Origin of the sequence: Chryseobacterium sp. CFS2 (genome assembly GCF_036543225.1) — a bacterium.
In the GTDB taxonomy this organism is placed as follows: domain Bacteria; phylum Bacteroidota; class Bacteroidia; order Flavobacteriales; family Weeksellaceae; genus Chryseobacterium; species Chryseobacterium culicis_A.
Genome location: NZ_JAZHQU010000009.1, coordinates 203,892 through 218,501 on the forward strand (window position 1 = coordinate 203,892; position 14,610 = coordinate 218,501).

At 34.7% G+C, this 14,610-nt stretch carries 17 protein-coding genes and 5 tRNA genes; 14 read left to right on the plus strand and 8 right to left on the minus strand.

Annotated elements, in window-relative coordinates; genetic code table 11:
• Positions 1-65: 65 nt before the first annotated feature.
• Together ODR02_RS19835 and ODR02_RS19840 are read left to right on the plus strand one after the other, a co-directional pair.
• Positions 66-632: a glutathione peroxidase gene (locus ODR02_RS19835; RefSeq protein WP_105682041.1), complete on the plus strand. Its 567-nt coding sequence runs from the start codon at positions 66-68 to the stop codon at positions 630-632.
• Between the two features lie 312 nt (positions 633-944).
• The gene (locus tag ODR02_RS19840; RefSeq protein WP_105682040.1) at positions 945-1,526 is read left to right on the plus strand and encodes a hypothetical protein; all 582 of its coding nucleotides are present in this window, start codon (positions 945-947) and stop codon (positions 1,524-1,526) included.
• A 287-nt stretch (positions 1,527-1,813) separates the two neighbouring features.
• Here the strand turns inward: ODR02_RS19840 and ODR02_RS19845 are convergent, their stop codons facing one another.
• Complete coding sequence (locus ODR02_RS19845) at positions 1,814-2,266, minus strand: GNAT family N-acetyltransferase (RefSeq protein ID WP_209784183.1); 453 nt, start codon at positions 2,264-2,266, stop codon at positions 1,814-1,816.
• A 193-nt stretch (positions 2,267-2,459) separates the two neighbouring features.
• Between ODR02_RS19845 and ODR02_RS19850 the strand changes: the two genes are divergently transcribed.
• Entirely contained in the window at positions 2,460-3,173 is a 714-nt protein-coding gene (locus ODR02_RS19850) for a 2OG-Fe(II) oxygenase (protein WP_209784182.1), read from the plus strand.
• A 25-nt stretch (positions 3,174-3,198) separates the two neighbouring features.
• A complete protein-coding gene (locus ODR02_RS19855) occupies positions 3,199-3,438 on the plus strand; it encodes an Ada metal-binding domain-containing protein (protein ID WP_209784181.1) in 240 nt (79 codons plus the stop codon).
• 191 nt (positions 3,439-3,629) lie between these two features.
• Here ODR02_RS19855 and ODR02_RS19860 read toward each other — a convergent pair.
• Positions 3,630-3,702: transfer RNA gene (locus tag ODR02_RS19860), tRNA-Met, on the minus strand.
• 273 nt (positions 3,703-3,975) lie between these two features.
• On the opposite strand from ODR02_RS19860, the gene ODR02_RS19865 reads away from it, so the two are divergent.
• A complete protein-coding gene (locus ODR02_RS19865) occupies positions 3,976-4,749 on the plus strand; it encodes a GLPGLI family protein (protein WP_309513243.1) in 774 nt (257 codons plus the stop codon).
• 45 nt (positions 4,750-4,794) lie between these two features.
• The gene (locus tag ODR02_RS19870) at positions 4,795-5,088 is read left to right on the plus strand and encodes a hypothetical protein (protein WP_309513244.1); all 294 of its coding nucleotides are present in this window, start codon (positions 4,795-4,797) and stop codon (positions 5,086-5,088) included.
• Positions 5,089-5,219: 131 nt separating this feature from the next.
• On the opposite strand, the gene ODR02_RS19875 is transcribed toward ODR02_RS19870, so the two are convergent.
• From ODR02_RS19875 to ODR02_RS19890, 4 genes are all read right to left on the minus strand, one after another.
• Positions 5,220-5,292: transfer RNA gene (locus ODR02_RS19875), tRNA-Met, on the minus strand.
• Positions 5,293-5,330: 38 nt separating this feature from the next.
• Positions 5,331-5,403, minus strand: a tRNA-Met gene (locus tag ODR02_RS19880).
• 38 nt (positions 5,404-5,441) lie between these two features.
• Positions 5,442-5,514, minus strand: a tRNA-Met gene (locus ODR02_RS19885).
• Positions 5,515-5,552: 38 nt separating this feature from the next.
• Positions 5,553-5,625: transfer RNA gene (locus tag ODR02_RS19890), tRNA-Met, on the minus strand.
• A gap of 101 nt (positions 5,626-5,726) precedes the next feature.
• Between ODR02_RS19890 and ODR02_RS19895 the strand changes: the two genes are divergently transcribed.
• The 8 genes from ODR02_RS19895 to ODR02_RS19930 all read left to right on the plus strand — a co-directional run bounded on the left by ODR02_RS19895 (position 5,727) and on the right by ODR02_RS19930 (position 12,741).
• Positions 5,727-6,341: an L-threonylcarbamoyladenylate synthase gene (locus ODR02_RS19895; protein WP_309513706.1), complete on the plus strand. Its 615-nt coding sequence runs from the start codon at positions 5,727-5,729 to the stop codon at positions 6,339-6,341.
• A gap of 23 nt (positions 6,342-6,364) precedes the next feature.
• The gene (locus tag ODR02_RS19900) at positions 6,365-7,045 is read left to right on the plus strand and encodes a CPBP family intramembrane glutamic endopeptidase (protein WP_309513707.1); all 681 of its coding nucleotides are present in this window, start codon (positions 6,365-6,367) and stop codon (positions 7,043-7,045) included.
• A 4-nt stretch (positions 7,046-7,049) separates the two neighbouring features.
• A complete protein-coding gene (gene yaaA / locus ODR02_RS19905) occupies positions 7,050-7,808 on the plus strand; it encodes a peroxide stress protein YaaA (protein WP_209784176.1) in 759 nt (252 codons plus the stop codon).
• On the plus strand, positions 7,809-8,657 hold the full coding sequence (gene prmC / locus ODR02_RS19910; RefSeq protein WP_309513708.1) for a peptide chain release factor N(5)-glutamine methyltransferase: 849 nt from the start codon (positions 7,809-7,811) through the stop codon (positions 8,655-8,657).
• 27 nt (positions 8,658-8,684) lie between these two features.
• On the plus strand, positions 8,685-9,707 hold the full coding sequence (locus ODR02_RS19915; RefSeq protein WP_309513709.1) for a serine hydrolase domain-containing protein: 1,023 nt from the start codon (positions 8,685-8,687) through the stop codon (positions 9,705-9,707).
• 2 nt (positions 9,708-9,709) lie between these two features.
• Positions 9,710-10,069, plus strand: coding sequence for a DUF4180 domain-containing protein (locus tag ODR02_RS19920; RefSeq protein WP_209784173.1), 360 nt, complete (start codon positions 9,710-9,712; stop codon positions 10,067-10,069).
• Positions 10,070-10,619: 550 nt separating this feature from the next.
• Positions 10,620-11,192 carry a hypothetical protein gene (locus ODR02_RS19925; protein WP_309513710.1) on the plus strand — a complete coding sequence of 191 codons (573 nt, stop codon included), beginning with the start codon at positions 10,620-10,622 and terminating at the stop codon, positions 11,190-11,192.
• A gap of 7 nt (positions 11,193-11,199) precedes the next feature.
• Positions 11,200-12,741, plus strand: a complete 1,542-nt coding sequence (locus tag ODR02_RS19930; RefSeq protein ID WP_309513711.1) for a lectin-like domain-containing protein — start codon at positions 11,200-11,202, stop codon at positions 12,739-12,741.
• Between the two features lie 18 nt (positions 12,742-12,759).
• Here ODR02_RS19930 and ODR02_RS19935 read toward each other — a convergent pair whose 3' ends face one another.
• Together ODR02_RS19935 and ODR02_RS19940 are read right to left on the minus strand one after the other, a co-directional pair.
• Entirely contained in the window at positions 12,760-13,737 is a 978-nt protein-coding gene (locus tag ODR02_RS19935) for an NAD-dependent epimerase/dehydratase family protein (RefSeq protein WP_309513712.1), read from the minus strand.
• Positions 13,734-14,519: an SDR family NAD(P)-dependent oxidoreductase gene (locus ODR02_RS19940; protein ID WP_309513713.1), complete on the minus strand. Its 786-nt coding sequence runs from the start codon at positions 14,517-14,519 to the stop codon at positions 13,734-13,736. Before ODR02_RS19940 ends, ODR02_RS19935 begins: the two co-directional genes overlap by 4 nt.
• Positions 14,520-14,610: the final 91 nt, after the last annotated feature.

The following is a 14,610-nucleotide window of genomic DNA, read 5'->3' on the forward strand; positions in this document are numbered from 1 at the left end:
AAAAAACAGGAAATATGACATTAAATAAATCTAAGTTTTATAAATTAATATTAAAATCTTTTTAAATGAAAAAAATACTTTTTATCGGAATGGTGCTTATAGGAATCATAAGCCTTTCATCATTTATTACATCAGATGATACTACAGGTCCAAAACCTGCAAAGTCCATTTATGATTTTAAAATTGAGTCCATAGACGGCGGAAAAATTGATTTTTCCGAGTACAAAGGGAAATACATTCTTATTGTAAATACAGCATCCAAATGTGGCTACACTCCTCAATACAAAGGATTGGAACAGCTGTATAAAGATTATGGTGACAAACTGGTTGTGGTAGGCTTTCCTTCTGATAATTTTGCAGATCAGGAATTCCACGACAATGTTGAAATCAAATCTTTCTGTGAAAAGAACTATGGAGTAACTTTTCCGCTTACCACTTCTGTGGATGTAAAAGGTGCTAAAATCACTCCTGTATTTGATTATCTTACCCACAAATCTCAAAACGGAGTAATGGATGCGAAAATAAGCTGGAATTTCAATAAGTTTCTGATCAGCCCGGAAGGAAAATTATTGGAGTACTTTGATTCTAAAGTAGTTCCTGAAAGTGATAAAATCACCCATTATTTCAAGTAAATAACTCTAAAAAAAACACTACTATCATGACTATAGTAGTGTTTTTTTATTCTTTTGCTTCATTGTTTTTCTTATTATACTTAGATCATCATCATATAACTCCCCAATAATATATCCAAACGAAAGCAACTGAAATACTATACATTAACAATTTAAATTACAAAAATCACTTCGATAAAGACCCCAAACGCATCATTTTTACAACAATGGATCCTATACATTAGAGATTTGTTAAATTTTATTAAATAAATATTAAAATGTATTTGTTTTAACCGGGAAATTATATTTATTTTAGTGCTTTAAAAATTTCTCATGAAAAGATATAATTTATTGATTGTACTATTACTGCTTATTTTCAATGTTACTACAGCACAAAAGAAGGGTTCTCCGGCTGCTGATCTCAGCATTCTAAAAGATACGAAATCAAAAATCGAAGCTACCGTTCCATTGGTAATTCAACATCTTCAAACTATTGCAACTAAAGAAGGAGATAATAATATTGTCAACAACGGAAAAATAGCTTTAGGTAAAGAATATGGTATTTTAGAATCTGAATGGTTTTTATATAGAAACAATATGAAAAACTGTATCCTGAACAATTCTTCCAAGAAAGCTAAAAAATGTATGGAATATCATAACAATATGATGAGAGGTACCATGATCAATTACAACAATTATATCACTAACCTTACAAGAAAGAACGGATATCTGGGGGTTGAAGGTGATACAAAGTTTGAATTTAAGCCTGCCGATATTGCTACAAAATTAAATGAAGCTTATTTCAATGCAAATGATGCAGCAGGAAGAATGAAAGCTGATCAGAAAAGAGACTTTTTAGGACAGACGATGTCTGATGACAACAAGCTTACTCCTTACGCTCAACTGGCACAATAATATCTAAAATCATATTTAAAAATAAAAAAAGAGAACTGCAGTTTGCAGTTCTCTTTTTTTATTCAAAAGCAAAAAATCTCCGCCGGAAAAAGCAGTTTTGTGGTACTAATCATAAAACCCTTGGGGAAAAAGTAGAAAATTTGGCAGAGATTTTTTTGCATACACTCTACAGATCAACTGTCCTACCCATGATCTGTAAGAGCTTTACAAAAATAGGATTATAGCCATCTGCTGGCTGAAAATACCTGTAGAATTAAATATTCAGAATTGTAGAACTAATACTACTTTTATCTTTGCTTCCACCAGTGGTAGTAGTTATGCAGTCCATCATACTCAAATCCACAACGCGGGTACAAAGTGTTTCCTATATCATTCGTTTTTTCTGTTTCAAGCATCAGCCCGCATGCACCTGTTTCCTCGCACCACTGCTTACTACGATCAATTAATGCTACAGAAATTCCTTTCCCTCTGTAATCAGGATGAACAAACAGATCACTTAACAGCCATTGCTTCTGTAATTGAGTATAATGGAATAATTTGTAAAGCTGTACAAAACCTACTGCTTTTCCATCGGCTACTGCAAGAAAAATATCAGACTCACTGTTTAAAAACCGTTCTTTGAGAAAAGCCTTTCCTTTTTCAACATCTGATTCCTGTCTGTAAAAAACACGATAGAGATTGAACAATTCAGCCGTTTCATCAAGATCCTCAAGACTTGCCTTTTTAATAATGTAATTCATCGTTATATATATTTTTATTAACACGACAAAAGTAGCCTTAAACAGGACCAGTGATATCATCCAGAATATTATTAAAAGTGTAGTCCAGATAAATTTAATATGGGTTTCCCATATTCATATTCCATAAATACCGCACGTTTCGGATTGTATCACGCTGAACAAGTCCAGATTTTTACAGAATAAAATCAAACCAATGAAAGAGATCATTCATAAAATCGAAAACGCAGACTGGCAGCACCTTACGGAAAAAATGCATCAAAACGGGTATGCCATTATTCCTCATCTACTGTCTGAAGATGAATGCGAAATATTAAAGTCCAGCTACGATCACTCTCCGTTTTATCGTAAAACAGTTATTATGGCCAGACATCGTTTCGGCCTGGGAGAATATAAATATTTTAACTATCCATTACCTGAAGTTATTCAAACCATACGCTCAACGATCTATCCCCATCTGGCATCTATTGCCAATTCATGGTTTAATGCGTTGCATATCGATACTCAGTTTCCCTTAAATCATCAGGAATTTTTACATCAATGTCATACTAATGGCCAACAGAAAGCTACCATCTTAATTTTAAAATATGGAAATGGTGGATTTAATACGCTGCATCAGGATTTATATGGAGACCTGTATTTTCCTATTCAAATCGTATTAATGCTCAGTGAACCGGATAAAGATTTTACAGGAGGTGAGTTTGTGCTTACCCAACAGATTCCGAGAGCACAGTCAAAAGCTATTGTTTTAAAGCCTAAAAAAGGAGATGTCCTTATGTTCACAACGCAATTTAAACCAGAAAAAGGAACCAAAGGATATTACAGGGTTAATATGAAACATGGAGTAAGTGAAATCAGAGAAGGAAGCCGCTATGCTTTGGGAATTATCTTCCATGATGCAATCAGTTAATTATTAAATAGTCAATACATGAGCTATGATTCAACATTCTCAAATATCTCCTGAAAGCCTGAGAAGCAAAATACACTGCAGAGAAATTCGTTTTGGGGGAAATATGAAACTGAAAATCTACGGATTACTCAGTTGCCGGTCAGGAAAAAGAATGAAGAAAGCAAACAGGGTTTTCTTCACAGAGGAAAAAGAAGCTTTACAAAATAACTATCGTCCCTGCGGACATTGTATGAGAGAAACATATAAGCTGTGGAAAAACCAGTAGTACTGACCATATAATCCTTCTTCCTATTTATTTTACCCAAAATAAAATCTTTGAGTCTTACCCAAAATGTAAATTCAGTTATAAAAGTTTGTCTCTTCAAATTATTCCGACCTGAGATTGCTTCACTTTGTTCGTAATGACTGGATAATAAATGAAAAGAGAAGCAATATAATATTGCTTCTCTCGTTTAGTAGCGGGAACCGGACTCGAACCGATGACCTTCGGGTTATGAGCCCGACGAGCTACCTACTGCTCCATCCCGCGATATTGTAGTACAAAGATAGGGCTTTTTCCATAAATTAAAAACATTTGTTCCATATTCATCCTGCATAAAACATAGTGTTCAGACAATCAGTAAGAAAAATTTCTCTTTGTTTGAATATTAACGTTTGCTAAGAGTGAACAAATGTAAAATCGTACTCAGCTACATATTTTATATGATAATATTTTTAACATAATAAAAAATATTTTAAAATTACGGATTCACTTACTAATTGATCAATATAATTTAGTATCATTACAATACAAATGAAATCTATGAAAAATAAATTATTAGCATCATTATTTATTGTTAATCTTTCTTTTTTATCTGCTCAAAATAATAAAGCAATAATGGAAATAAACTATGAAACTAAATTAGTTTCGGATAGTTTAAATAAAGATAAAATGACAATTTTCGCATCAACACTACTATGTAACAATGTAGAATCAATTTACTTTAGTAGAGAAGCAAAGGCATTTTATAATGGTACTTCTAAAGAAACAATCAGTACAACTGCAGGTGCCATTCCAAAATATCCCAAATCTGTTGGAAGTGTATATAAATCTAAAGAAAATCTTCTTGTATCGCTTCCTGTTGGGAAATATATTTTCACCTATGAAGAACCAAAGTTAAAATGGGAAATCTTAAACGATACTAAGGACATTAAAGGCTTTAAATCAAGACTTGCTAAGACCACAACAGATACGGGAAATACATTCTTTGCTTGGTTTACTAATGACGTGACAATTCAAGACGGACCATTCAGGTTTAAAGGATTATCTGGTTTGATTTTGGAAGTTTATAACAAAAATAAAACTATTGAAATCTATGCAACAGATATAAAAAAATCTGATGAAATAATTGAACCTTTGAATTATGGAAATGATGTAAAAACAAAATCTAAGGATCAGTTTTTAGAAGCAAGAAAGAATTATACAGAAAATCCGTCTATGTACAATGGAAACTTAAGGGTTGTGGATGCCAATGGTAATGATAAAACTAAAACAATGTCTGATCGTCTTAAAAAGATGAATACTTTTCTTGATTAACAATTTTTCGACAATAAAAAAACATTAAATTTAAAAATTTCTACTATGAAAAAATTAATTTTCGTGGGCTTACTAGCTCTATCAACATTTACATTTGCGAATACTAAAAAAGAAGAAGTAAAGCAAGAAATTAAACATGAAAAAACAATTGAAGTTAAGGAATTAACTATTGAACAAAAACAAGCACTAGCTATAATGTTTCAAACATGGTCTGTTGCTTACACTAATTCTTGTGGAACAACTAATACCGTTTTTTTCCAATCAGATAACGCAGATGGAAGCCCTGCCTTTATCAGAGAATTGGCATATGCTGTAAATTCAACTTATGATATTTGTTAATTAATACCATATCAACGTAAGAAGCATCTTATTAAAGGTGCTTTTTTCAAAAATATAATGCAATCTTGCAGATTATTAATTGCTAATATAAAAAAATCGGTATAACTGTTGTTATACCGATTTTAGTTTAGTAGCGGGAACCGGACTCGAACCGATGACCTTCGGGTTATGAGCCCGACGAGCTACCTACTGCTCCATCCCGCGGTGTATTTTTAGAGTGCTTACCGAAAGCACTTGCTTAGTAGCGGGAACCGGACTCGAACCGATGACCTTCGGGTTATGAGCCCGACGAGCTACCTACTGCTCCATCCCGCGGTATATTTTTAGAGTGTTTACCGAAAACACTTACTTAGTAGCGGGAACCGGACTCGAACCGATGACCTTCGGGTTATGAGCCCGACGAGCTACCTACTGCTCCATCCCGCGGTGTATTTTTAGAGTGCTTACCGAAAGTACTTGCTTAGTAGCGGGAACCGGACTCGAACCGATGACCTTCGGGTTATGAGCCCGACGAGCTACCTACTGCTCCATCCCGCGATATTGGATTGCAAAGGTACGAATATTTTTCACAAATCCTAATTTTTCTTTTAAATAAAGGACTTTTATGAAAACTATTTTATTATTTGTATCTTTGTTTTATGGCAAAAATATTAAAAATTTATCCGGACAACCCACAGGAAAATCTTGTGAATGAGGTTATTAAAACTTTAAAAAATGGCGGGCTGATTATCTATCCTTCTGATACGATTTATGCTTTAGGCTGTAATATTTTTGATATAAAAGCCATGGAAAAACTGGCTCAGCTCAAAAAAATGAAGCTTGAGAAGTCAAAATTCTCAATTATCTGTAATGATCTAAGCCATCTTTCCGACTTTACAAGACCTATTGATACTTCGGTTTTCAGATTTCTGAAAAGTCACCTTCCGGGACCGTTCACTTTCATTCTTGAAGCGAATAAAAGTTTACCTTTAGCTTATAAAGGTCATAAGACCATCGGTATTCGTGTTCCTGACCATCCCATTCCTCAGCTTATTGTTGAAAAACTGGGACACCCTATTGCTTCTACTTCCATTAAAGATGATGATGAAATCCTTGAATATTCTACCGATCCTGAACTCATTGCAGAAAAATATGATCATTTGGTAGACATTGTCATTGATTCAGGGTATGGGGATAATGTGGCTTCCACTATTGTAGACCTTACTTCGGGAGAGCCGGAGATTATCCGTCAGGGAAAAGGGATTATTTTGTAGAGTTTCAGTTTCAAAGTTGACAGTTGGCCGGTTGGATTATGGGTTTTAATGGGAAATATTCTATAGGAATTTTACTCACTTTTATTCTTTTAACTGCAGCAATGCTTTATTCCAATCCGCTGATCACTTTGATAACAGGAATGGGTAAAATTACTGCAGATCATTTTATTCTCAGCAGAATTCTGTTATGGGGCATTCTCATTATAGTGTTTCTGTACAACATTTTTGTAGAGAAGGGTACTTTTTTACTTAAAGAAGAAAAAAAATATTCGGCAGCATTTTATAGTAAAGCAGCGCTGATCTTATATTTCATCTGCATTCTTGGGGGAGCCATTCTGAATACCTTCATGATGTTCGTTATAGAAGAAAAAGTAAGTACCAAGCTTCTTAATCTCATACCCATTTTTAGAAACAATTATTTTTTAATTATTTTTACCTGTCTTACAGCTGCTATTGTAGAAGAATTCCTGATGCGGGGTTACCTACAGCCCAGGATTGAAAAAATATATAACAATCCAGCAATAAGAATTATTATTTCAGCTGTTTTATTTGGAATATTGCACAGCACTTACGGTACCATAAGCCAGGTTCTCGGGCCTTTCTTTATTGGAATTGTGTTTGCTATATTTTATAAACGCTATTCAAATATTAAAATTCTGATGATCATGAATTTTATGGATATTAAACACTTATCTGTATTTTAACATTATGAAAATTATAACATCTCCTGCAAAACTCATGAATGTAGAAAATTCAACAGACCTGTTGAGAACCACTACTCCGAAATTCATTGAAGATGCAGCATTCATTCAATCTTATTTAAAAGAAAAATCACCAAAATATCTTTCCGAACTGATGGAAATATCATCCAAGCTGGCTGATGAAAACTGGGAAAGAAACCAAAAATGGAAATCTAAACCTACTGCAAAAGAATCTGCTCCTGCCATGTTTGCTTTTACAGGAGAGGTTTATAGAGGCCTGGATGCCAAAACGCTGGATAAAAATGCTGTAGATTACCTGCAGAAAAACTACAGAATGCTTTCCGGACTTTACGGTTTACTGAAACCCTCTGATAAAGTAATGCTTTACAGACTGGAAATGGGACGTCCATTTGAATTTGAGCAATACAAAAATCTGTATGAATTCTGGAGAGAAAAAATTACAGAACAATTAAATTCTGAGATGAAAAAAGGAGAAATACTCCTTCACCTTGCCAGCAATGAGTATGGAAAAGTAATCGACAGAAAGAAGCTGAACCATACTGTAATAGATTTTGATTTTTACGAATTAAAAGAAGGAAAACTGAAAACCATTGTGGTGTATACCAAGCATGCAAGAGGTCTTGTGGTGAGGTTCTGTGCTGAAACCAATGCAAAGACATTGGAGGATGTAAAAGCCTTTAATTATGAAGGATACAGAATTGATGAAGAGAAGTCAACGGATACAAAACTAGTTTTTACAAGATAAATGACAATTTCAGCATTTAAAAAATATTTCAAAACAGAACTTTCCGGCCTTTATACTGAGTCGGAAAGTGTGTTTTTATCGTCTTTGTTCATTCATCAGATTGTAGGTTTTGATAATTTCCAGCAAAGAAGATCCTCCGAACAGGAACTTTTGATGGATGATGAAAAAAAGCTTTGTGATCTCGTTACAGAACTTAAAACAGGAAGACCTTATCAGCAGATATTGGGTGAAACAGAATTCTATGGGATGAAAATCCTTGTGGATGAAAATGTACTGATTCCCCGTCCTGAAACAGAAGAATTGATGGAGATTGCGATCAGAGAAATTCAAGATTTAAAGTTTGACGTTCAAAGTTTAAAGATTTTAGACATAGGAACCGGAAGTGGAATCATTCCGTTGGTGTTAAAGAAGTATTTTCCTGAGGCTCATGTTTCATCCATTGATTTTTCTGAAAAAGCACTGAAAACAGCTCAAAGGAATGCCGAATACCACCAATTGGATATCAATTTCATTCACGCCGATTATCTCAATTTTGAGCTGGCTGAAAGTTATGATATTATTATTTCGAATCCTCCCTATATCGGGATTGAAGAGGAGATTGAAATTGCCGATTCCGTGAAAGAATTTGAACCTAAAATGGCCCTTTTCTCCCCTACTGCTGATGCTTTGATCTTTTACAGGAAGATTGCGGAAGATGCTAAAAAATATCTGAAAGACGAAGGATTGTTGTTTTTAGAAATCAATCAGAAACTGGGGCCTGAAACCCTGGAACTGTATCAATATTTCTCTAACGCTCAATTATTGAAGGATTTATCCGAAAATGACAGGTTTATTTATGGAAGGAAATAAGTAATTTTGCTGCCATACACCTAACCTATGAAAACTTTGATATGGAACTTCTTCATCGCTATTTCACTGATTATACAACTAATATCCTGCAAACAGCATCCTCAGGATATTGTGAGTGAATATTACCGCAAAGGAGAATTCAACGGTTCTGTTCTGATTATAAAAAATGGCCAGATTGTTTGTGATACGGCTCTGGGATTCCGTAATATTGAAAAAAGGCTGAAAGCAGATAAAAATACTTCGTTCTATATTGCATCTCTCAGTAAACCTTTCACGGCTGCTGCTATTCTCATGCTAGAGCAAAAAGGGGCATTGAAACTGGATGACAAAGCTTCCCGGTTCATTACACTTCCTGAATATGCTAAAAACATTACTATCAGACAACTTTTGCATCATACTTCAGGAATTAGGAATTATGAAAATCTGTTTTCTAAAAAGGAATTAACCAATCAGGAGGTGATTAACTGGCTGTTCAGTGGTAAAAATCTTGATTTTGCTCCCGACAGCAAGTTTAAGTACAGCAATACTGGGTATATAATTCTCTCATGTATTATTGAAAAGGTTTCCGGAAAGTCTTACAGTACTTTTATCAATGAGCATATTATTACTCCTTTAAAAATGCATCATACCTATGTATATGAAGCTGGTACGGTTATTCAGAATAGAGCCTCAGGTTATAATAAAGAGAAGAAACCTGATGACTACTCGATTTTAACAACGGGTGACGGCGGAATCTACTCTACCCCTGAAGATCTTTATCAATTTGATCAGGCTTTACGAAATTATACTTTGATTAATAAAGAAAATACCCAGGCGATGTATTCTACTTTCCCATTATCTGACGGCAAAATATCTGATTATGGATTCGCATGGTTCATAGAGAATAACAATGGGGAAATTTCAGCGATGCATACCGGTGGTTTAAATGGCTTTAAAGCTTTATTCTGGAGAGATTTACAGCATAACACCTGTATTATTGCTCTTACCAATCAGGGAGATGCATTTCCACTAGGTAACTTTTTACATGATATAAAAAAAGCAATACGGTAAACATGACTATTCAATCACACGAAATCAACAATATAAAAATCGCAGAAATAATTTCTGATGATATGATTATCCAATCCGCACAGGATGGGCTGGATCTTATGGGAAATATCTATTACCAGGGTTTTGATAAAGTTATTCTTTATGAAAAAAACATTACCCCTGAATTCTTCGATTTAAAGACCAGAATAGCGGGAGAAATTCTCCAAAAATTCTCAAACTATCGTATAGGTTTGGCTATTGTAGGTGACTTTAGCAAATATGAAAGTAAAAGCATGAGAGATTTCATTTTTGAAAGCAATAAGACCAAACACATCAATTTCGTTGATCAATTAGAAAACGCACTGGAAAATTTTTCAAAATAAGCTCTTTTTCAAATCTTTATCTAAGAAGTTTGATGTTTGTAATGTTTTCAAAAATAATAATACTTTTATAAATTTAATTTTTAGAATTCCTTAATAAAACATAAAAATTTACACAATAAAAACAATATTGTTAGTTTATCAATTGTGTAAAAATTTAAATTAAAACTTATTAATTATTAATAGAAAACTAGAATTAATTCTATAAACATAATCTTATCAATATTTCTTTGTACATTTGCATAAAACACGAGGGAATATGAATCTTACTTATTTAATGGCTATTACAGCTACATAATTCAATTTATTTTTCCGACTATTTCAGATTAGACATAGAATGCTCATGGATGGGCATACTTGTAACATCTGCTATTGGCTTTTGGAGCAAAAGTCTCCTCATGCCATGCTACGACATTCTACATTTCATGAGCCAAATGAATTGTTAGAGACACTTATTTTCCTTACGGAATTAAGCCATCAGAAAGGACTTTTCTAAAAACATAACCATCAAAAAAAAACATAAAATACACAGATAAAAATTATTAAGAACATCATGATTAAAAAATTATTTCTACCATTCGTTTTAGTAAGTTCGTTATCATTCGCCCAAGTAGGGATTAACACAGCCATGCCTGACGAAAGTGCAATCCTGGATGTTTACAGTCAAAATAAAGGAATGCTGATCCCAAGACTTACTACAGCAAAAAGAGACGCCATTACCAATCCAGCCAACTCACTTCTTATCTATGATACGGATAAAAAATGCTTAAGCCAGAATATTGGTACTCCTACAAAACCTGATTGGCTTTGCATTAGTAATAATGCTGTAAAAATGTTTTACATGCCTAGTGTTTCTTTTGATACATCAAGTAATGCCACTGGCCGAACAAAAGATTTGTATACTCTTTATAAAACCCAGTTCGGATATCCAAAAGCAAAAAGCACCAGTGCTCCAGCTTCAATCCCGTTTTTCCCATCTAGTAAAGATCTTTACTATTATGTAACTGATGCTGATCCTAATGTGTTCAGTAATATCTCAATTTCTGATGACGGTGTGATGACTTATGATGTAAAAGCTGCAGCCACAGACTGTTCATTTATCAATATTGTTTTTGTTGTTAAATAATTGAGCTATGATAAAAAGTACTTCAATTGTACAGCACAAAAAGTTTTTGTTTATTCTTTCCTTATTTGTTTTCTCTCAAAATATTCAGGCACAGAATGAGCAAGGGACAGGCTATCCGTATTTTGTCAATTTTACCCAGGGATTACAACCTCAGGAAGCTTATAAAGTGGCAACCAGCGGTGTTCAGAATGATGCAACCTTTACTACGGACGGGCTAAGGCTTACCCGAAGTGTGAATAATATTTCAGGAGGTGTAATACTTGCCGATAAAATATTCAAAAGTGATCAGGGAATTAAATTCGAATTTGAATTTGCTATTTATGGAGGAAATACCAACGGAGGAGACGGTATTTCTATATTCTTAGTGGATGGATCTATTCCTAAGAGCCAACTTAATCTGGGATATTTTGGAGGAGGATTAGGATATAGTTTTGTACGTGGAGGCGAGTCTACGGAAGGACTGAGAGGAGCATATCTGGGAATTGGTCTGGATGAATTCGGAAATTTCAAAACAAGCTTTAACCAAGGGGAAAGAATTAGAAATGGAATATTTGGAGTAGGGTTAGCTGATGGACGCAGTAATGTTTCTTTAAGAGGTAAACGTGGAAATCAATATCTGTCTTCAACTGAGCCTGCGGGATACAATGGTTATCCACTGCTTTACAGCATAGCAACCAATGCATCACCTTCCAGCACTAACAGATCAGCTTATCTGGATACCACAACTGGGAAATATATTGGTGTTAAAAATACAGCTCTTCAACAATTCAGTATAGAAAGCGGAGGAACTACAATTCCTCTAAATGAAAATGATGTAAGATTCCGTAAAGCCTATATTACATTAGTTCCCAATCCTGCCGGAGGTTACAATATATCCCTGGAAATACAGCACGGAACAGTGAAAGAAAAAGTGATTGATAATTATTACTACCCCACTTCTCTGAAATATACCGAGACTACGATATCCAACAGTACGGTACGAACGCTGGATACTTCAGCGCCCTCTACTTTCAGAATTGGATTTGCAGCTTCTACCGGAGCCGCAAAAAATATACATTTACTGAAAAACTTAGGGGTTACAAGACCTTATGCTGCCGAAGTAACAGATGATCTGTTTGCTGGCTGCCCGGGGATAAAATCAATCTATTATCCTTTGCTTAATGATGCAGCTTATTCTTCAGCAGCCGGACAAAATCCGCCAACACTTTCCTATAACAACCTTGATTTTAATTCATTCCGCTTTTTGGATAACAACGGAGCTGTAATCCCGAATATAACAGGAGGTGTCTATACCAGCAGCCAGGGAACATGGACCTATTTTCCAACTACCGGAGCGCTTTCTTTCAAACCTGCGGCTGGATTCACAGGAGTTGCCCAGGTACAATATGACATTAAAGGAGGTGGAAGCAACGGTACTGAAGCTCCTTACAATAAGGAAGAATACAGATCATTGCCGGCATTGGTACAGGTAAATATTTCAAGTACCAATAACTGCAGTAAAGCCTGTGTTATTTCCAACAAAAATGTAACTCAGAAAATAACAAGATAATTTGACAAAAACCAGCTTTTAAGAGCTGGTTTTTTTATTTTCAATAAAATACTGAACAGCATCTTCTATTGCTTTATCAGTAGACTGGTATTGAAGATTCAGATCTTGTACTGATTTCCGATTAGAATAATAATTACAGATCTGCAGGGCTTTCATATTGGAAGTACTGAGGTTTGTTTTTATGTTTAATTTTCTCAAGCCGTCACCTATCAATCCAAGGAAACTTAAAATTCTGTTGGGAATGGCTATCATAACCGGATTTTGATTTGTAATCCGGTTTATTTTCTTAAAAAATTCTTTGTAGCTTAAATTTTCATTGGCTAAAAGGTATTTTTCACCATTCCTTCCTTTTTCAATAGCAGTTACTATTCCGTTGGCGGCATCTTCCGCGTGTACAAAGTTTTTGCCTCCTTTCGGATACAATATTACTTTCTTTTTCCATGCCCAGAAAATAATTTTTCCGGAACTGGGTTTGCTGTCATAGGCTCCGATCATAAAGGTTGGGTTAACAATCACAACCTCTGTATTTTTCCGGTTGTTTAAAAGATAATCTTCTGCTTCCCGCTTACTCTGAGCATAGAATGATTGGGTAAAAGGATATAGCTGCGGTGCATTTTCATTTCCCGGGAAAGCAATATTTCCAAATCCTAAAGTATTCGCTGTACTTACAAACAAAAATGTTTTTACTCTCATCAGTTCTGCATGCGTAAAGAGATTCACAACGGTTTCATAGTTCACTTTCCTGTATTCATCATAATTGAAGAGATTTTGACGTGTTTCTGCCGCTATATGAATGATACAGTCGACATCAGTGAAAAGTGCTGATATATCAGACGAAAGATCAGCTTCCACCAGTTTCAGATTTTCATTTTCTTCGCCCAGCCAGCTGCTTTTCTTGCGCACCAGAGCAATAACAGAATAACCATTTTGTAATAATTTTAAGATAACATTAGTTCCCAGAAGACCTGTTGCTCCGGTTACACAAATTTTTTTCATGCTTCAATCTCTCTTTTTATAGCCTGGGTCATCAAGGGAAGTTTAATCCATATGGGTAATATTTTCATTACCAGCCAGCTGATTGGATTCACCATAATTACGGAATCTTTTTTAAACAGTTGACGAATACAGTATGAGGCTACTTTATCAGGATTTAAAAGCGTTAATCTCCCAATAAAACCTTGCTTTTCTATTCTTTCACATACATCCTGATTCGTTTTCATCGCGCCCGGATTTACAACACTTACAAAAACGTTGGTATCTTTCAGTTCTTCATGAAGTCCTCTTGAAAATGAATGGATAAAGCTTTTGGATGCGGGATATACAGTCTTAAAACCTATGGGTGAAAATGCAGCCATGCTTGAAACATTCAGAATATAGGCTTTGGGCTGTTTTAAAAGATTTGGAAGCAGCTGATGGGTAATTAATGATGTTGCTGCTACATTCACCTGCAATATCGTGTTAATATAATCCGAAGAAGCTTCTGTGAACTTTTTTGTTCCGCCCAGCCCTGCATTATTAATCAGGATATGAATATCAAAAGAGCGATTAAGCCATTCCGTAAGTTTCATCACATTTTCATTGACAGAAAGATCCGTTTCATAATAATGGACTTTTATTTCATAGTGTTCTTCCAGCTCTCTTGAAAATTCTTTGAGGTTCTGATCCGGAAGACTTATAAGAATAACATTGATCTTTTTTTTGGCCAACTGCTCTGCGAATGATTTGCCTAATCCCTGGCTGGCTCCTGTGACTACAGCATATGATTCTTTGGTATCCATACGTTTAAATTTATGGTACAAAGCTATCATGAAAGACAGGCTTGAATGTTCAGAATTATCTGAGCGAACTCATTTTAAAATTTTAAAAACA